A 17,176-nucleotide genomic window follows, 5' to 3' on the forward strand; every position below is an offset into this window, starting at 1 on the left:
CAGCCTCGACCCCTTCCTTGCATGCGGCCATCTTAACAGGCGTCTGCCGCCGGGGCGTGATCCATGCTGCCAAGGTAGCAAGATGCAGTGCTCGCCCTGACCGAGTGAGTCGGCAGCCCGCCGGACGCATGGCCCGAAAGACTCAGTGACTCAGCCGGCAGGCCCCGCAATGGCCGAACGAATCATCAGGAATGCAGCGGATCGACCCGCTCCGCAGCCGGTAACTGCTCGATCAGCGCCAGGCGCTCCGGGCTTTGTCTGTCGCGCCACGCCTTGAACGCTTCGAGCTCGCCATGCCAGGTGCGCATCACCCAGGCCAGCACGGCCAGGTCATCGACGAAACCGACCCCGACCAGCCAGTCGGGAATGGCATCGAACGGGGTGATGAAGTACAGCAGAGCAGCCACCACCATCAACAGCGCCTGACTGCTGATCTGCCGGTACTCACCCTTGAACCAGGCCAGGCTGAGTGCACGCAGCAGTTGCAGGTCCTCTTTGAGGGCGGCGAAGCGCTGTCCTTGCGGTGTGCGCTTGTCTGCCAGATCGCGGAGCAACTCCGGTAACCGGCCTTCACGCAGAAAGCGGGCAGCCAGCGGCAGGTAACGCGTCAATTTCCAGGGAGTTTTCATTCGGCCTCCTCGGCAAGCCAGGCAGTATCAGGGCTCACCTCGCTTATCCACCGAAGCTGTGGATAAATCTGTGCAAAGTCTTTCGACAAGCTTATCAAAGCCCCGTGCCACGGGGCCTCGAGTTAGATCGGATATTTTTTATACAGCATATAAAACCCATGAAAATCAATAAGTTGCTGATTGACACGAGCACGACTCAGTTGTAGCTCAGACTTGTTAGGAATGTTTCCCATGATGTGCATAAGCGTAACACCCCGACCACCACATGCTGGTTTACAGCTCCCCAGAAACGACAACGCCCCGTCAAGACGGGGCGTTGTACACCAGTACCGAGTGTTACTGCTCGGTCGGCTCGGCGGCGGCCTGATCCTTGATGCCGATCAGTTCCAGATCGAACACCAGTACCGAGTTGGCCGGGATGGCCGGAGACGGGCTCTGCTCGCCGTAGGCCAGCTCGCTGGGGATGTACAGTTTGTACTTCTCGCCAACATGCATCAGTTGCAGACCCTCGACCCAACCCGGGATCACGCCGCCGACCGGCAGGTCGATGGGGCTACCACGAGCAACGGAGCTGTCGAACACGCTGCCGTCGGTCAGTTTGCCTTCGTAGTGAACGGTCACTACGTCGCTTTCCTTCGGCTGGGCACCGTCGGTCTTCTTGATGACTTCGTACTGCAGGCCAGAAGCGGTGGTGACAACACCTTCGCGCTTGCCGTTCTCTTCAAGGAATTTCTTGCCGGCTTCAGCGGCTTCCTTGTTCAGCGCAGTCATGCGCTCTTCAGCACGGTTCTGCAGGAAAGAGAAGGCTTCGACCATCTCTTCGTCCTTGATGCGCGGCTCCTTCTTCGCCAGCGCGTCCTCGATACCCTGAGCGACGGCCTTGGAATCCAGATCATCCATGCCCTCTTCGGACAGGCTGCGACCCATGTTCAGGCCGATGCCGTAAGAGGCTTTCTGCGCTGGGCTCTTGAGTTCGACTTCGCTGGTTTGCGAATCGCAACCGGCAAGCACCAGGCCCACCAGGGCAACCGCTGCCGCCAAACGATGCTGTTTCATGCTTGTTCCTTGTAGATGCGCCCGAAGGCCGTCGTGTGAAAGCGCGAGCTTAGCAGTACGCCGCGATCACTGGCTACGGCATAGGAGCCAAGCAATGCGCATAAGTTCAAGCAAACAAAGGATTTTTTGAATATTTCGGCGGACGCCGAAGAGTTGTCACAGGAGGGGATGAAGCGAGGAGAAGAATGGCGCAGCGGACGGGACTCGAACCCGCGACCCCCGGCGTGACAGGCCGGTATTCTAACCGACTGAACTACCGCTGCGCGTAACTGCGAGATTGGTGGGTGATGACGGGATCGAACCGCCGACCCTCTGCTTGTAAGGCAGATGCTCTCCCGGCTGAGCTAATCACCCTTCACTCTCGAAGTGGGGCGCATTCTAGAGAGCGATCCTGGCCTTGGCAAGCCCTCTTCGCAAAAAAATTTACCGGCGCAGCAAGAACTTAGGCGAGACCAGCGAATTTCCTCAGTGGCTCGTTGTCAGGGTTGGCCTGAGCACGTCAGCGGAGAATAATGCGCGCTCTGTGCCGGCGGACCGATCATGATCCTGTTGATGGCCCGCCACCCTCATCCGTCGCTGCGCGCCGGCTCGAGAGAGCCCAAGGATGGCGCCACCCTGCGACTTCATCATCAATGGAGAATCACCCGCTCATGTGGTTTCGTAACCTGCTGGTCTACCGCCTCACCCAGGACATCCCTTTTGACGCCGAAGCACTGGAAACCGCACTGTCCAGCAAGCCGGCACGTCCCTGCGCCAGCCAGGAGCTGACCACCTACGGTTTCACCGCCCCATTCGGCAAAGGCGCCGATGCACCACTGGTGCACGTCAGTGGCGACTTCCTGCTGATCGGTGCACGCAAGGAAGAACGCATCCTGCCGGGTTCGGTAGTGCGTGATGCGCTGAAGGAGAAGGTCGACGAGATCGAAAACACCCAGATGCGCAAGGTGTACAAAAAAGAACGCGACCAGATCAAAGACGAGATCGTCCAGACCTTCCTGCCGCGCGCCTTCATCCGTAAATCCGGCACCTTCGCCGCCATCGCGCCGAAGCAGGGCCTGATCCTGGTCGACAGCGCCAGCGCCAAGAAAGCTGAAGACCTGCTGTCTACCCTGCGTGAAGCCATCGGCTCGCTGCCGGTGCGCCCGCTGTCGGTGAAGATCGCACCGACCGCCACCCTCACCGACTGGCTGAAGAACCAGAGCGCCGCCGAAGGTTTCTTCGTGCTCGACGAGTGCGAACTGCGTGACACCCACGAAGATGGCGGTGTGGTGCGCTGCAAGCGCCAGGACCTGACCAGCGAGGAAATCCAGCTGCACCTGTCCACTGGCAAGCAGGTCACCCAACTGTCACTGGCCTGGCAGGACAAGCTGTCCTTCGTACTCGACGACAAGCTGACCATCAAGCGCTTGCGCTTCGAAGACGTGCTGCAGGAGCAGGCCGAACAGGATGGTGGTGACGACGCCCTGGCTCAGCAGGACGCCAGCTTCATCCTGATGATGATGACCCTGGTGGAGTTCCTGCCGGAGCTGTTCACCGCACTGGGCGGCGAAGAGATTCCGCAGGGCATCTGAAGCATGACGCAGGTCTGTAGGAGCGGCGCCCCGCCGCGAATCAGGGCGGGGCACCCTTGGATGAAGCTTCGCCCCGAGGCGGGGCTCCTACGAAGAGCGGCTTTGCCGGCGCCTGGCGAGTAGCCCGGATGCAATCCGGGGCCATTGCAGCAGCGATTCCCGGATTTCATCCGGGCTACTGGCGCCAGCCTCAGACCAGCGATTCGAGGCTCTCGGTAAAGGCACTGGCGCCCTGCTCCGCTGTGCTGAAGTTGTGGCGCATGAAGGCGAACAGCTCGCGCCCGCAACCACTGGCCGGAGCAGGCCGCGCCGCCGGCTGGCGCGAGGCGAACTCGGCCTCGTCGACCTGCAGCAGCAGTTCACCGTTCTGACCATCGACGCGAATCAGATCGCCATCGCGCACCCGCGCCAGCGGCCCGCCATCGAAGGACTCCGGGCAGACATGAATCGCCGCCGGAATCTTGCCTGAGGCGCCGGACATGCGCCCATCGGTGACCAGCGCCACCTTGAAACCACGATCCTGCAGCACGCCCAGGTATGGCGTCATCTTGTGTAGCTCCGGCATACCGTTGCTGCGCGGGCCCTGGAAACGCACCACGGCGACGAAATCGCGCTCCAGCTTGCCGGCCTTGAACGCTTCGACCAGATCCAGCTGATCCTCGAATACCAGCGCTGGCGCCTCCACCACCTGATGCTCGGGCGCCACCGCGGACACCTTCATCACTCCACGGCCGAGATTGCCCTGCATCAGGCGCAGGCCGCCTTCTGCCGAGAACGGCCGCGCCATGGGACGCAGCACGCTTTCCTCCAGGCTCTCGGTCGGTCCGTCGCGCCAGACCAGCTTGCCGTCTTCGAGGAAGGGCTCGCGGGTGTAGCGCGACAGACCGCGCCCGGCCACGGTATTGACCTCTTCATGCAGTAACCCGGCGTCGAGCAGCTCGCGGATCAGGAAGGCCATGCCGCCGGCAGCCTGGAAGTGATTGATGTCGGCCTTGCCATTGGGATAGACGTGCGCCAGGGTCGGCACCACTTCGGACAGATCGGCCATGTCCTGCCAGGTCAGCAGAATGCCGGCGGCGCGGGCGATGGCCGGCATGTGCAGGGTATGGTTGGTGGAGCCGCCGGTGGCATGCAGGGCGACGATGGAGTTGACCAGGCAGCGCTCGTCGACAATCTCGCCGATGGGCATGAACTGACCGCTCTGCTTGGTCAGACGCGTGACCTGCTGCGCGGCCTCACGGGTCAGCGCATCACGCAGCGGCGTGCCCGGATTGATGAAGGATGCGCCCGGCAGATGCAGGCCCATCACCTCCATCAGCAACTGGTTGGTATTGGCCGTACCGTAGAAGGTACAGGTACCTGGCCCGTGATAGGCGGCCATTTCCGCCGCCAGCAGCTCGTCGCGGGTCGCCTTGCCTTCGGCGTAACGCTGACGCACGTCGGCCTTCTCCTTGTTGGACAGGCCCGAGGTCATCGGCCCGGCCGGCACGAACATCGACGGCAGATGACCAAAACGCAGCGCGCCCATCACCAGGCCCGGTACGATCTTGTCGCACACGCCCAGATACAACGCGGCGTCGAACATGTTGTGCGACAGCGCCACCGCGGTGGACATGGCAATCACCTCGCGACTGGCAATGCCCAACTCCATGCCCGGCTCGCCCTGCGTCACGCCATCGCACATGGCCGGTACGCCACCGGCGAACTGGCCTACCGAACCCAGGTCGCGCAGAGCCTGCTTGATCTGTTCGGGAAAGGTCTCGTAGGGCTGATGGGCCGACAACATGTCGTTGTAAGCAGAAACGATGGCCACGTTGGCGGCATCCATTAGGCGCAGGGTCTGCTTATCGTCACCACTGCAACCGGCGACGCCGTGAGCGAAGTTGGCGCACTGCAGCTTGCCACGCTGCGGCCCTTCGCTGGCGGCGGCACGGATCATCTCCAGGTAGCGCTGACGCGTGGCGCGGCTGCGCTCGACAAGACGTTCGGTAACTTCAACAACGCGGGGGTGCATGGGGAATCTCCAGGCTAGCTTCTAGCGTCTGTTCGTATTTACAACAAAATACTGCCACTCAGCGGGCTTGATTTCTATAGCAATGGGAATAATCTTGTAATTACAACAACAAATTGACGAGACCCTCACCATGACACTACGAATCGCCATCAATGGCTTCGGTCGCATCGGCCGCAACGTGCTACGCGCACTCTATACCCAGAATTATCGCCAGCACCTGCAGGTCGTGGCCATCAACGACCTGGGCGACAGCGCGATCAATGCCCACCTGCTGCAATATGACAGCGTCCACGGCCATTTCCCTGAAGAAGTTAAAGTCGACGGCGAAAGCCTGTGGATCAAGGGTGATCGCATCGCCGTCAGCGCCATTCGCAACCCGGCAGAGCTGCCCTGGAAAACCCATCAGGTCGATGTGGTGCTGGAATGCACAGGGCTGTTCACCGAGCGAGACAAGGCCGCCGCGCACCTCGCCGCCGGGGCGCGCAAGGTGCTGATCTCCGCACCAGCCAAGGGCGCCGACGCCACCGTGGTGTATGGCGTCAACGAGCAGGTGCTGACGCCTGACATGCAGATCATCTCCAACGCCTCCTGCACCACCAACTGCCTGGCGCCGGTGGCGCAGGTGCTGCACCGCGAACTGGGCATCGAGCAGGGGCTGATGACCACCATCCACGCCTACACCAATGATCAGAACCTGTCCGACGTTTACCACAGCGACCTGTACCGCGCTCGCTCGGCGACCCAGTCAATGATCCCGACCAAGACCGGTGCCGCCGAAGCCGTCGGTCTGGTGCTGCCGGAGCTGGCTGGCAAGCTCACCGGCATGGCGGTACGGGTGCCTGTGATCAACGTCTCGCTGGTCGACCTGACCCTGCAGGTCAAGCGCGAGGCCTCCGCCGGGGAAGTCAACGCCCTGCTCAAGGCTGCCAGCGAGAGGTCTCAGGTGCTGGGGTACAACGCGCTGCCGCTGGTGTCCTGCGACTTCAACCACAACCCGTTGTCATCGATCTTCGACGCCAACCACACCAAGCTCAGCGGCAAGCTGCTCAAGGTCATGGCCTGGTATGACAACGAGTGGGGCTTCTCCAACCGCATGCTGGACAACTGCCTGGTCCTGGCCCGATTGCACTGAACGAGGAGGCTCGATGAGCCGTATCAGCTTCACCCATGCCCAATTGCCGGCGCGCAAGCGTATCGCCCTGGTGGCGCATGACCACTGCAAAGGCTTCCTACTGGACTGGTGCGAGCGTCAGCGCGACAAGCTGGCGCGCCATGAACTGGTGGCCACTGGCACCACCGGCCTGCTTCTGAGCAAACGTCTGGATCTGCCGGTGGAGAGCATGATCAGCGGACCGCTGGGTGGTGACCAGCAGATCGGCGCGCGCATCGCCGAGCAGCGCGTGGACATGCTGGTGTTCTTTTGGGACCCGTTCGAGCCGCAACCACACGACCCGGACATCAAGGCCCTGCTGCGCGTGGCGGCGGTGTGGAACATCCCGGTAGCGTGCAACGAGAGCAGTGCCGACTACATGCTCAGCAGCAGCCTGCTGGAGCAACAGCACGAGTATCGCATTCCCGACTATCAGGCTTATCTGGCGGCTCGCGGGTAGGGTGTCGCTAGGCCGCCTAAGCCATCATCATTCAGGTGCGCATGGCACACCCTACGTGAGGCCGCCGTTATCCTCTAGAAATCCACCTTGCCCCGCCCTGCCTTGATCGCCCCGCGTTTGCTCTTGCCATCCAGGCGACGCTTCTTCGAGCCTAGGGTCGGTTTGGTCGGGCGGCGTTTCTTTTCCACCTTGCCGGCACTACGAATCAACTCGGCAAGACGCTCTAGGGCGTCGGCGCGATTCTGCTCCTGGGTGCGGTACTGCTGCGCCTTGATGATCACCACCCCGTCGGCGGTGATACGACTATCGGCAAGCGTCAGCAGACGCTCCTTGTAGAACGGAGGCAGAGACGAGGCCTGACTGTCGAAACGCAGGTGCACGGCACTGGACACCTTGTTAACGTTCTGCCCACCGGCGCCCTGGGCGCGGATGGCGGTCAGTTCGATTTCTTCATCGGGAAGGTGAACACTGTTGGAGACGATCAGCATGGCCATGAGGTCTTGGAAAGCATGACCATCAGGATACCCGCCATAGCTGTAATCTTTGCTTGAAATTTCCCCACGGCATTCGCGCGGCGGCTCGGCTAACGTAGCGGCCTGTCTTTTTTCGGAAGCACTCGATGGACTCCATAACCCAGGCGGTACTCGGCGCCAGCATCCAGGGCGCGTTGCTCGGCCGCTGGCAGGGGCGCAAGGCGCTGCTCTACGGCGCGATGCTCGCCACCGTTCCCGACCTGGATGTGGTCATGGAATACGGCGATGCCGTGGCCAACATGACCTACCATCGCGGTTTCAGCCACTCGCTGTTCGTTCTCAGCGGTTTTGCCCTGCTGCTGACCTGGCTGGCCAGGCGCTTTCGCCCTCACCCGGGTTACTCGGCCAATCGTTTATTGCTCACGCTGTGGCTGGTGCTGATCACCCACCCGCTGCTGGACGCCTTCACCAGCTACGGCACCCAGCTGTTCTGGCCGCTGATGCCGACACCTACGGCCTGGTCGAGCCTGTTCATCATCGACCCGCTGTACACCCTGCCGCTGATTGCAGCGGTGCTGATCAGCCTGTTCACCGGCTTGCGCGAACAGAGTTGGCGCGTACCGGCCGTGGCGCTGGCGGTCTCGACGCTATACATCGGTTTCAGCCTGGCCGGCAAATTCATGGCCGAGCAGCGCGTGGAACGCGAGCTGGCGCGCCAGGGCATCCAGGCCGAACAGCTGTTCACCACGCCGACACCACTCAACACCCTGCTGTGGCGCGTCATCGTGCTCGATGGCGAGGACTATCACGAGGCCCTGGTCGGCTGGTTCGACGACCAGCCACCGCAACTGCAACGCCTGCCGCGCGGCACGCACTTGCGCGAGCAGTTGACGGCCTCGCCCATGCACCAGCGGCTGGAGTGGTTCACCGGCGGCGTGCTGCGCTACGACCAGGTCGGCGACCGACTGATCGTCACCGACCTGCGCCTGGGCATGACAGGTTTTCATCCTTTCCGCTTCGACTTTGCCCACTTGGAGGACGGCCAATGGCAGGTGCATGAACGCATCGACCGACTGTCCTTCGAACGCGGCGAGGTCGAACACCTGGCACTGCTGTTCAAACGCATCTGGCAACCGCAGCTGGAGATTCCATTGCTGGCCTGGGCTGGTGAGTTGCAGAAACCGCTTTTAACTGAGACTCGCTTGCACTAACGGCGTTACTATCGGCGTTTCCTCTGCCGAGGCAGGACGCCTGCAATGTTGTTTCGCCGCTTCGAATCCCTGATCGACGTCTTCAAACCCAGCCCTGACGTCGCCCCGCCCGCTGGCATGCTGCGCTTCTACGGTCACTACCTGAAACAGGTGTGGCCGCTGATGCTGGCCGTGCTGGTGATCGGCTTCTTCGCTGCCCTGATCGAGGTCGCGCTGTTCGCCTTCCTCGGCCAGTTGATCGACATGGCCCAGGCCAGCACGGATGCCAGCAGCTTCTTCAGCGAGCACCAGAGCGAGCTGCTGTGGATGCTGCTGGTGGCGCTGGTCATCCGCCCCGTGGTGTTCGGCCTGCACAACCTGCTCACCCACCAGGCGGTCAATCCGGGCCTGACCAACCTGATTCGCTGGCAGAACCATCGCTACGTACTCAAGCAGAGCCTGAACTTCTTCCAGAACGACTTCGCCGGCCGCATCGCCCAGCGCGTGATGCAGACCGGCCCCTCGCTGCGTGACTCGGCGATGCAGGTGATCGACGCACTGTGGCATGTGGTGGTCTATGCCGGCAGCGCGCTGTACCTGTTCGCCGCCGCCGACCTGCGCCTGGTGGTGCCGCTGGCGTTGTGGATCGTCGGTTACAGCGCCGCGCTGTGGTACTTCGTGCCACGCATCAAGGCGCGCTCGGCCGCTGCCTCCTCGGCGCGCTCGAAAGTTATGGGTCGGGTCGTCGATGGCTACAGCAACATCGCCACGCTCAAACTGTTCGCCCACTCGCAGGAAGAGGAAAGCTACGCCCGCGAAGCCATGCAGGACCTGCTCGACAAGTTCCGCCTGCAGTCACGCACCATCACTGCGCTGGACTTTCTCATCACCTGCCTCAATGGCGTGCTGATCGTCGGCACAGGTGCGCTGGCCCTGTGGCTGTGGAGCCAGTCGCTGATCACCACCGGCGCCATCGCCCTGGCGCTGGGCCTGGTGATCCGCATCAACAACATGGCCGAATGGATCATGTGGGTGGTCAACGGCATCTTCGAGAACGTCGGCACCGTGCAGGACGGCATGCAGAGCATCGTGCAGCCACGCCAGGTACTCGACCGCGCCGACGCCAAGCCGATCCAGGTGCAGCAGGGCAGCGTGCGCTTCGACGACATCCACTTCCACTACGGTAAGCGCGGCGGCGTGATCGCCGGTCTCAGCATCGATATTCGCCCCGGCGAAAAGATCGGCCTGGTCGGTCCGTCCGGCGCCGGCAAGTCGACCCTGGTCAACCTGCTGCTGCGCCTCTATGACCTGGAAAGCGGCCGCATCCTGATCGACGATCAGGATATCGCCACGGTGACCCAGGAGAGCCTGCGCGCCAACATCGGCGTGGTGACTCAGGACACCTCACTGCTGCACCGCTCGATCCGCGACAACCTGCGCTATGGCAAGCCCGCGGCCAGCGACGAGGAGCTGTAGGAGGCGGTACGCAAGGCCCGCGCCGATGCCTTCATCCCCACCCTCGACGACAGCCAGGGCGGCCGTGGCATGGATGCGCAGGTCGGTGAACGCGGCGTGAAGCTCTCCGGCGGTCAGCGCCAGCGCATCGCCATCGCCCGTGTGCTGCTCAAGGACGCGCCGATCCTGGTGCTGGACGAAGCCACCTCGGCACTGGATTCGGAAGTGGAAGCGGCCATTCAGGAAAGCCTGGACAGCCTGATGGAAGGCAAAACGGTGATCGCCATCGCCCACCGCCTGTCGACCATCGCACGGATGGATCGCCTGGTGGTGATCGACCAGGGCCAGGTTATCGAAACCGGGACCCATGCCGAGCTGATTGCCCACGGCGGTCTGTATGCACGCCTGTGGCAGCATCAGACCGGTGGGTTCGTCGGGATGGAGTAAAACTGTGGGAGGGGCTTCAGCCGCGACTCGCCGCTACGACTGCATGGATGCAGGAGGTAGAGCGAAGCAGGATGCCAGAGCCGAAAGCGCCTCCCACAACAGCCAGATTACTCCGCAGCCGGCTTCTTGCGCTTGAGCGGCGCGCTGCCATCTTCACTGACCAACGACGATGGCTTGCCAGCCGGGCGTGGGCCGGTCTTGCGCTTGGATGCGGTAGCCTTTTTCGGGTCTTTCTTCTCGGTCTTTTTCTTCTTGCTGCCGGCGGCCTTGCCGGACGCCTTGAGGTTCTTCGGCCCCTGGTAGACGCCTTTCAGCTCCTTGATGGTGCGACGCTCGAAACGCTGTTTGAGGTAGCGCTCGATGCTCGACATCAGGTTCCAGTCGGTGTGGCAGATCAGCGACACCGCCAGGCCTTCGCCACCAGCACGGCCGGTACGACCGATGCGGTGCACGTACTCGTCGCCGGAACGCGGCATGTCGAAGTTGATCACCAGATCGAGGCCTTCGACGTCCAGGCCACGCGCCGCCACGTCGGTGGCCACCAGCACCTTGACCGCGCCCTGGCGCAGGCGCTCGATGGCCAGCTTGCGATCCTTCTGGTCCTTCTCGCCATGCAGCACGAACGCCTTGACCCCGGCGGTCACCAGCTTGCCGTAGAGGCGGTCGGCCTGCACACGGGTGTTGGTGAAGACGATGGCCTTGTCGTAGGCCTCGTTGGTCAGCAACCAGTCGACCAGCTGTTCCTTGTGGTAGTTGTGGTCGGCCGTGATGATCTGCTGGCGGGTACCCTCATTGAGCTGGCTGACGCTGTTGAGCATCAGGTGCTGCGGCTCCTTGAGCACCTTGGCGACCATCTCGCGCAGGCCATTGCCGCCGGTGGTGGCGGAGAACAGCAGGGTCTGGTGCGGCCCGCAAGCCTCGGCCAGACGCTGGGCGTCTTCGGCAAAGCCCATGTCGAGCATGCGGTCAGCCTCGTCGAACACCAGCACTTCGACCTCGTCCAGCGGCAGGTTGCCGGCGTTGGCGTGTTCGATCAGGCGGCCCGGCGTGCCGATCAGGATATCGATCTTGCGCATCATTGCGGCCTGCACTTTGAAGTCCTCGCCACCGGTCACCAGGCCGGCCTTGAGGAAGGTGAACTGGGCAAAGCGCTCGACTTCCTTGAGCGTCTGCTGGGCCAGCTCGCGGGTCGGCAGCAGGATCAGCGCACGAATGCTCAGACGCTGCTTGGAGTTGCCGTCACCGAGCAGGCGATTGAGCAGCGGCAGAACGAAAGCGGCGGTCTTGCCGCTGCCGGTCTGGGCAATCACCCGTAGGTCCTTGCCCTCCAGCGCAGGCGGAATCGCTGCCGCCTGCACCGGAGTCGGCTCGACGAAATTAAGCTCGGCCACGGCTTTCAGCAGGCGTTCATGCAGGGCGAATTGGGCAAACACGGGGGCACTACCTCAAAGAAATCGACAAAACGGTGCATAGCCTAACGGTTTCCGCCGCCGGGGCCGAATTTCTTTGCATGAAACTCGCGTTCAGGCGACGACGGGCGGCTGCCTGGAGTCGCTATCCGGCAGGAGCAGACCGGAACCGAAACCGCTCGGCGGTCATCCAAACTGCATCACCATCCGAAGAGCGCAGCCCCATGCCCACCAAGCCCTTGACCGCCCTCAGTATCGGCCTGTGCGTCCTTTTGGCCGCATCGCCAGCGCTTGCCAACCCGCCCCCCGGCAAAGGCAAACCGGGCCGAGATGATGGTGTCCAGATCGATCTACGGGGCCCGACCGTGGATATCGGAAGGGTACGCATCATCCTCGGCGACAATCGCCAGTTGATCGGCCCGACCTCCTCCCTGCCACCAGGCATCGCCAAGAACCTGGCTCGCGGCAAGCCGTTGCCACCGGGCATCGCCAAGAACTTCGACAGCCGCCTGACCTCGCGCCTGCCTTACTACGAAGGCTACGAATGGAAGCAGATCGGCCGAGATGTTGTGTTGGTCGCCATCGCGACCGGGATCGTCTACGAAATCCTGCGTAACGTGCTGGACTGATCAACGAACGTGCCGACGAGTGGCACGCCCTCTGTCGAACTTGTTCTGCGGCCATCGATCTATCTGTCAGATAACCCGCGTGCGGAGGCACCATGAACGCTTCGCTGATCTACCACGTCACGTCGAGCCTCGACGGCTATATCGCGCGCCCCGATGGTCGCATCGACTGGTTCGATTCGCCACGGGAGGCCGATGAAGAGTATGCCTTTCAATACTTCTACTCCGGCATCGATGCCCTGCTGATGGGCCGCGGCACCTACGAGGCGCTGCTCAAGCGTGGCGGTCCCTGGCCTTACCCCGGCAAGCCCTGCGTGGTGCTGACTCGCCTCGCTCTGCCGCGCGCCGCGGACGAAATCCAGCTGACGCACTGCACACCGGCTCAAGCCGTAGCTGCACTGAACGAGGCCGGTTTCCAACGCATCTGGCTGGTCGGCGGCAGCCTGCTGGCGGGTAACTGCTACACCGCCGGACTGATCGACGAGGTGGTGATCAACCTGGTACCGCACCTGCTCGGCGCCGGTATTCCACTGCTGGCCACCGGCATGGAACGCAGCCTGACGCTGAGCGAGCAACGCCGCTTCAACAACGGCACGTTGCAAGTGCACTATCAGGTGCAGAAGCAGGCCAGCCTGCCAACGCAGATCCCCGCACCGCGTATCAACGCGGCCTGATGTTCTCGCGCTGCTGCTTGCGCAGCAGCCGGGCACTGTCCCAGCCGACCAGCAGCACAGCCGCCCAGATCGGCAGGTAGGTCAGCCACTGCCCCGCATCGAAGGTCTCGCCCAGCACCAGTAGCGCCACAGCGAACAACAGCACCGGCTCGACATAGCTGAGAATGCCGAACAGCCCCAGAGGTAGCAGCCGGCTGGACGCCATGTAGGCCGCGAAGGCCAGCGTACCGATCAACGCCATCACCGGCACCAGCAACCACAGCAGCGGACGCTCAGCGAATGCGCCAACCGGCCCGTAGGCAACGATCAGCCAAATCGCCAACGGCGCCAGCATCAGCATCTCCAGCACGAAACCGGATAGCGCATCGAGGCGCATCCAGCGGCGCAGCATGAAGTATGGCGGATACCCCAGCGCAGTGATCAGCGTCAGCCAGGAGAACGCCTGGGTGCGCCACAGCTCGTGCAGCACGCCGAGCATGGCGCAGGTCACTGCCAAGCGCTGCAGCGGACGCAGGCGCTCGCCGTAGAACAGCCGACCGGTCAGCACCATTGCCAACGGCAGCAGGAAGTACCCCATGGACACTTCCAGCATATGCCCCGCCAAGGGCGCCCAGAGAAACAGCCCCCACTGCACGCCAATCAAGGCCGCTGCCAGCGGGCAGGCAGCCAACAACAGCGGCTCGTGGCGCAGACGCACGAAGGTCTCGCGCAGCAAGGTGGTCTGCCCTGCCAGCAGCACCAGCAGCAGAACCAACGGAATCGACCAGAGCACGCGCTGAGCGAATATCTGCACGCCATCGAGCGGCGTCAGCCACTGCACGTAGCCAGGCAGCACGGCAAACAGCATCGAGGCGCCAACCGATAGCGCCACTCCCCGCCCGGACAATTGCATCAGCGCACCTCGGCAGGCGTGCGACGCGTACGCCCCAGATTGACCAGCGGTAGCGACGCCGCAATCACCGCACCGCCCAGAGCCAGGCGCAGCAGATCGGCGTCGTGATTCCAGATCAGCAGATTGACCAGCAAACCGGCCGGCACCAGCGCATTGTTCATCACCGCCAGGGTGCCACCATCGACCAGGCTGGCGCCTTTGTTCCACCAATACAGTCCCAATCCGGACGCCACCACACCAAGCCAGACCAGCACGCTCCACTGCAGTGCGTTGCTAGGCAGACGCTCGCCGCTACCCAGCAGCAGGAACGCGGGCAGCGCAATCAGCAAGGCGCCCAGATAGAAGAAGCCGAAGCGCCGGTACTGCGGCTCGCTCGAGGGGTGTTTGAGCAGCAGATGCTTGTACAGCACCTGCCCGGCAGCGAAGGTGAAGTTGGCGACCTGCAGCAACAGGAAACCGAGCAAAAAGCCGCTGCTGATACCGTCGTAGCGGATGATCCCGGCGCCCAGCACTGCCACCAGAGCGGCGACCAGCGCCCAGGGGGTGAATCGACGATTGAGGGCATCCTCGATCAGCGTCACGTGTAGCGGCGTGAGGATGGTGAACAGCAATACCTCCGGCACCGTCAGCACCGAGAAACTCAGATACAGGCAGACGTAGGTGATGCCGAACTGCAGCGCGCCGATCAGCAGCATGCCGCGCACGAAGGCCGGGGCATGGCCGCGCCAACGGGTCAGCGGCACGAACAGCAGACCGGCGATGACGATGCGCGTCAGCACCGCGAAGTAGCTGTCGACCCGACCGGCCAGGTACTCACCGATCAGGCTGAAGGAAAACGCCCACAGCAGGGTCACGATCAACAGATAGCGCATGGTCACCTCAGGAACAGGCGGCGACCTTAGCGCGTTCATCGCGGGCGTACAATCGACAGTAGGCGAACCCCACCGGCCTCACGTGCAAGCCGTCGCCACCGGGCAAGAGCGTGTCGCCAGGCCCACGCAAAAAAGCCGGTCATTGCTTGCGCAATGCCCGGCAGAAGCGCCCAGGAGCCCAGGCGCCAGGAGAGCCTCGGATCAGGCCACTTCAGCCAGCTTGGCTTTGGCCTGGGCCAGGCCTTTCTCGCTGAACTCGGCGCCCATATTCAGGCCTTCGGCATGAATGAACTGCACATCGTGGATACCGATGAAGGCCAGCGCCTGACGCAGGTAGGGCTCCTGATGATCCAGGCCACTACCGGCGTAGATACCGCCACGAGCCGTGAGCACGAAGGCACGTTTGCCGGTCAGCAGGCCCTGCGGACCGGTTTCGGTGTACTTGAAGGTGACGCCAGCGCGCAGCACATGGTCCAGCCAGGCCTTGAGGGTGCTGGGGATGGCGAAGTTGTACATCGGCGCAGCCAGCACCAGCACATCGGCAGCCAGCAGCTCATCGGTCAGCTGATTGGAGCGGGCCAGGGCAGCTTTCTCGGCGTCGCTCTGCTGCTCACTCGGGGTCATCCAGCCACCCAGCAGCGTGGCGTCGAGGTGCGGCACCGGTTCGGCCGCCAGATCACGCACCTGGACCTGATCAGCCGGGTGCGCAGCCTGCCATGTAGCGATGAATTGCTGGGTCAGCTCGCGGGAGACCGAACCTTGCTGGCGGGCGCTGCTTTCGATTACGAGAATACGGGACATGTCTGAGGCTCCATCGAGGTGAACAAGAGTCGATGGAGCAGAGAATAGAGATGCAACTTTCGATTAAAAAGCGTAAATATCCGCTTACATATATCGACTAATTTGATTTATCGACTGGTCGCATCTAGGCTTCCATCACTTCAGGTTGCAGGTCAGCTTGATCCGCAGACGAATCACGCTACGGGTGAACTTGACCGCCATGTTGTTGCTGGCGCCAGGCGCCAACACGGTACGCCGGATGCGCGGTGCCTCGGGGCCATTTTGGAACACGGCACTGCACTCGGCTTCACTCTGGCCGTAGTTGTAGAGCATCAGAGCCGCCATGTTGTGGTCGATTTCCTGGGTGGTGGCGGAGACCTCGGCGCCGTTGAACTGTTTTTCCACCTCGATGGGGTAGGCATGGGCAGCCAACGGCATACAGGCCAGCAGCAAGCAGATTATTTTTTTCATCGGTGCTCTCCTACATGGGATCGCCAGTGTAGGTGGAGATCGTCGGCGATAACAGCCGACTCAGGCAGGATGATGTGATGAAAGCTCCTCGCGTAACCCTGGATCAATGGCGCACGCTGCAGGCCGTGGTGGATCAGGGCGGCTTCGCCCAGGCCGCCGACGTGCTGCACCGCTCGCAGTCCTCGGTCAGCTATACCGTGGCACGCATGCAGGAACAGCTCGGTGTACCGCTGCTGCGCATCGACGGTCGCAAGGCCGTGCTCACCGAAGCCGGCGATGTATTGCTGCGCCGCTCACGGCAACTGGTCAAGCAGGCCAGCCAACTGGAAGACCTGGCCCACCACATGGAACAGGGCTGGGAGGCCGAAGTGCGCCTGGTAGTGGACGCCGCCTACCCCACCGCCAACCTCGTCCGTGCCCTGACCGCCTTCATGCCGCAAAGCCGGGGCTGCCGCGTACGCCTGCGCGAAGAGGTGCTGTCCGGGGTCGAGGAGGTGCTGCTCGAAGGCACGGCCGACCTGGCCATCAGCGCGCTGAACATCACCGGTCACCTGGGCATCGAGCTGGGTGAAGTGGAGTTCGTCGCCGTCGCCAACCCGGAACACCCCCTGCACCGCCTGCAACGCGAACTGAGCTTTCAGGACCTGGAAGGCCAGATGCAGGTGGTCACCCGTGACAGTGGCCGCTTGCAGCCGCGCGACGCCGGCTGGCTGGGCGCGGAACAGCGCTGGACAGTGGGCAGCCTGCCGACCGCACGCACCTTCGTCAGCAGCGGCCTGGGATTCGCCTGGCTGCCACGCCACCTGATCGTCCGTGAACTGCAGGAAGGCCTGCTGAAACCCTTGCCCCTGACCCAGGGCGGTCTGCGCAAACCGCGCTTCTTCCTCTACAGCAACAAGGAGCGCGTACTCGGTCCGGCTACACAGATTCTCATCGAGCTGATCAAGAACTTCGACGCGGCGCCGCTGGACGCCGCCTTCGCCGCGCCGCAGTCGCCCAACTGAGAG

16 protein-coding genes, 2 tRNA genes and 1 pseudogene are annotated in these 17,176 nt (G+C 62.8%); 8 read left to right on the plus strand and 11 right to left on the minus strand.

The window, feature by feature from the left end; translation table 11 throughout:
- Positions 1-185: 185 nt before the first annotated feature.
- The 4 genes from CDO35_RS00985 to CDO35_RS01000 form a co-directional block, all read right to left on the minus strand.
- Complete coding sequence (locus CDO35_RS00985; protein WP_099522171.1) at positions 186-629, minus strand: YkvA family protein; 444 nt, start codon at positions 627-629, stop codon at positions 186-188.
- A gap of 336 nt (positions 630-965) precedes the next feature.
- Positions 966-1,685 (minus strand): BamJ family beta-barrel-assembly machinery protein, encoded by a 720-nt coding sequence (bamJ, locus tag CDO35_RS00990; RefSeq protein WP_099522172.1) that lies wholly within the window; start codon positions 1,683-1,685, stop codon positions 966-968.
- A 186-nt stretch (positions 1,686-1,871) separates the two neighbouring features.
- A tRNA-Asp gene (locus tag CDO35_RS00995) sits at positions 1,872-1,948 on the minus strand.
- 15 nt (positions 1,949-1,963) lie between these two features.
- Positions 1,964-2,039: transfer RNA gene (locus tag CDO35_RS01000), tRNA-Val, on the minus strand.
- Between the two features lie 296 nt (positions 2,040-2,335).
- On the opposite strand from CDO35_RS01000, the gene rdgC reads away from it, so the two are divergent.
- Positions 2,336-3,256, plus strand: coding sequence for a recombination-associated protein RdgC (gene rdgC / locus CDO35_RS01005; RefSeq protein ID WP_099522173.1), 921 nt, complete (start codon positions 2,336-2,338; stop codon positions 3,254-3,256).
- A 190-nt stretch (positions 3,257-3,446) separates the two neighbouring features.
- Here the strand turns inward: rdgC and edd are convergent, their stop codons facing one another.
- Positions 3,447-5,270 carry a phosphogluconate dehydratase gene (edd, locus tag CDO35_RS01010; RefSeq protein WP_099522174.1) on the minus strand — a complete coding sequence of 608 codons (1,824 nt, stop codon included), beginning with the start codon at positions 5,268-5,270 and terminating at the stop codon, positions 3,447-3,449.
- A 130-nt stretch (positions 5,271-5,400) separates the two neighbouring features.
- On the opposite strand from edd, the gene gap reads away from it, so the two are divergent.
- Together gap and CDO35_RS01020 are read left to right on the plus strand one after the other, a co-directional pair.
- Positions 5,401-6,402: a type I glyceraldehyde-3-phosphate dehydrogenase gene (gene gap / locus CDO35_RS01015; RefSeq protein WP_099522175.1), complete on the plus strand. Its 1,002-nt coding sequence runs from the start codon at positions 5,401-5,403 to the stop codon at positions 6,400-6,402.
- A gap of 13 nt (positions 6,403-6,415) precedes the next feature.
- Positions 6,416-6,880, plus strand: coding sequence for a methylglyoxal synthase (locus CDO35_RS01020; protein WP_017677924.1), 465 nt, complete (start codon positions 6,416-6,418; stop codon positions 6,878-6,880).
- 74 nt (positions 6,881-6,954) lie between these two features.
- Here the strand turns inward: CDO35_RS01020 and arfB are convergent, their stop codons facing one another.
- Positions 6,955-7,368, minus strand: coding sequence for an alternative ribosome rescue aminoacyl-tRNA hydrolase ArfB (gene arfB / locus CDO35_RS01025; protein WP_074676758.1), 414 nt, complete (start codon positions 7,366-7,368; stop codon positions 6,955-6,957).
- 131 nt (positions 7,369-7,499) lie between these two features.
- Here arfB and CDO35_RS01030 point away from each other — a divergent pair, with 131 nt between their 5' ends.
- On the plus strand, positions 7,500-8,564 hold the full coding sequence (locus CDO35_RS01030; RefSeq protein ID WP_099522176.1) for a metal-dependent hydrolase: 1,065 nt from the start codon (positions 7,500-7,502) through the stop codon (positions 8,562-8,564).
- Between the two features lie 45 nt (positions 8,565-8,609).
- A pseudogene (locus CDO35_RS01035) lies at positions 8,610-10,445 on the plus strand (ABC transporter ATP-binding protein).
- 107 nt (positions 10,446-10,552) lie between these two features.
- Here the strand turns inward: CDO35_RS01035 and CDO35_RS01040 are convergent.
- A complete protein-coding gene (locus tag CDO35_RS01040; protein WP_099522177.1) occupies positions 10,553-11,878 on the minus strand; it encodes a DEAD/DEAH box helicase in 1,326 nt (441 codons plus the stop codon).
- 200 nt (positions 11,879-12,078) lie between these two features.
- Between CDO35_RS01040 and CDO35_RS01045 the strand changes: the two genes are divergently transcribed.
- Both CDO35_RS01045 and CDO35_RS01050 read left to right on the plus strand, forming a co-directional pair.
- A complete protein-coding gene (locus CDO35_RS01045) occupies positions 12,079-12,483 on the plus strand; it encodes an anti-virulence regulator CigR family protein (RefSeq protein ID WP_099522178.1) in 405 nt (134 codons plus the stop codon).
- A 92-nt stretch (positions 12,484-12,575) separates the two neighbouring features.
- Positions 12,576-13,154, plus strand: coding sequence for a dihydrofolate reductase family protein (locus tag CDO35_RS01050; protein ID WP_099522179.1), 579 nt, complete (start codon positions 12,576-12,578; stop codon positions 13,152-13,154).
- On the opposite strand, the gene rarD is transcribed toward CDO35_RS01050, so the two are convergent.
- The 4 genes from rarD to CDO35_RS01070 form a co-directional block, all read right to left on the minus strand.
- On the minus strand, positions 13,141-14,046 hold the full coding sequence (gene rarD, locus CDO35_RS01055; protein ID WP_099522180.1) for an EamA family transporter RarD: 906 nt from the start codon (positions 14,044-14,046) through the stop codon (positions 13,141-13,143). The two genes, CDO35_RS01050 and rarD, sit on opposite strands and share 14 nt — an antisense overlap.
- Positions 14,046-14,918 carry a carboxylate/amino acid/amine transporter gene (locus tag CDO35_RS01060; protein WP_099522181.1) on the minus strand — a complete coding sequence of 291 codons (873 nt, stop codon included), beginning with the start codon at positions 14,916-14,918 and terminating at the stop codon, positions 14,046-14,048. Before CDO35_RS01060 ends, rarD begins: the two co-directional genes overlap by 1 nt.
- A gap of 201 nt (positions 14,919-15,119) precedes the next feature.
- Positions 15,120-15,719: an FMN-dependent NADH-azoreductase gene (locus tag CDO35_RS01065; protein WP_099522182.1), complete on the minus strand. Its 600-nt coding sequence runs from the start codon at positions 15,717-15,719 to the stop codon at positions 15,120-15,122.
- A gap of 135 nt (positions 15,720-15,854) precedes the next feature.
- Positions 15,855-16,169 (minus strand): 3-phosphoglycerate kinase, encoded by a 315-nt coding sequence (locus CDO35_RS01070; RefSeq protein ID WP_099522183.1) that lies wholly within the window; start codon positions 16,167-16,169, stop codon positions 15,855-15,857.
- A gap of 77 nt (positions 16,170-16,246) precedes the next feature.
- Here CDO35_RS01070 and CDO35_RS01075 point away from each other — a divergent pair, with 77 nt between their 5' ends.
- Positions 16,247-17,173, plus strand: a complete 927-nt coding sequence (locus CDO35_RS01075) for a LysR family transcriptional regulator (RefSeq protein WP_099522184.1) — start codon at positions 16,247-16,249, stop codon at positions 17,171-17,173.
- Positions 17,174-17,176: the final 3 nt, after the last annotated feature.

This window comes from Pseudomonas sediminis, assembly GCF_002741105.1.
Lineage (GTDB): Bacteria > Pseudomonadota > Gammaproteobacteria > Pseudomonadales > Pseudomonadaceae > Aquipseudomonas > Aquipseudomonas sediminis.

Excerpts from the sequence above, each read along its gene's own strand:
- CDO35_RS00985 (WP_099522171.1), bottom strand. The coding sequence starts at position 629 with ATGAAAACTCCCTGGAAATTGACGCGTTACCTGCCGCTGGCTGCCCGC.
- bamJ (WP_099522172.1), bottom strand. The coding sequence starts at position 1,685 with ATGAAACAGCATCGTTTGGCGGCAGCGGTTGCCCTGGTGGGCCTGGTG.
- rdgC (WP_099522173.1), top strand. The coding sequence starts at position 2,336 with ATGTGGTTTCGTAACCTGCTGGTCTACCGCCTCACCCAGGACATCCCT.
- edd (WP_099522174.1), bottom strand. The coding sequence starts at position 5,270 with ATGCACCCCCGCGTTGTTGAAGTTACCGAACGTCTTGTCGAGCGCAGC.
- gap (WP_099522175.1), top strand. The coding sequence starts at position 5,401 with ATGACACTACGAATCGCCATCAATGGCTTCGGTCGCATCGGCCGCAAC.
- CDO35_RS01020 (WP_017677924.1), top strand. The coding sequence starts at position 6,416 with ATGAGCCGTATCAGCTTCACCCATGCCCAATTGCCGGCGCGCAAGCGT.
- arfB (WP_074676758.1), bottom strand. The coding sequence starts at position 7,368 with ATGCTGATCGTCTCCAACAGTGTTCACCTTCCCGATGAAGAAATCGAA.
- CDO35_RS01030 (WP_099522176.1), top strand. The coding sequence starts at position 7,500 with ATGGACTCCATAACCCAGGCGGTACTCGGCGCCAGCATCCAGGGCGCG.
- CDO35_RS01045 (WP_099522178.1), top strand. The coding sequence starts at position 12,079 with ATGCCCACCAAGCCCTTGACCGCCCTCAGTATCGGCCTGTGCGTCCTT.
- CDO35_RS01050 (WP_099522179.1), top strand. The coding sequence starts at position 12,576 with ATGAACGCTTCGCTGATCTACCACGTCACGTCGAGCCTCGACGGCTAT.
- rarD (WP_099522180.1), bottom strand. The coding sequence starts at position 14,046 with ATGCAATTGTCCGGGCGGGGAGTGGCGCTATCGGTTGGCGCCTCGATG.
- CDO35_RS01060 (WP_099522181.1), bottom strand. The coding sequence starts at position 14,918 with ATGCGCTATCTGTTGATCGTGACCCTGCTGTGGGCGTTTTCCTTCAGC.
- CDO35_RS01065 (WP_099522182.1), bottom strand. The coding sequence starts at position 15,719 with ATGTCCCGTATTCTCGTAATCGAAAGCAGCGCCCGCCAGCAAGGTTCG.
- CDO35_RS01070 (WP_099522183.1), bottom strand. The coding sequence starts at position 16,169 with ATGAAAAAAATAATCTGCTTGCTGCTGGCCTGTATGCCGTTGGCTGCC.
- CDO35_RS01075 (WP_099522184.1), top strand. The coding sequence starts at position 16,247 with ATGAAAGCTCCTCGCGTAACCCTGGATCAATGGCGCACGCTGCAGGCC.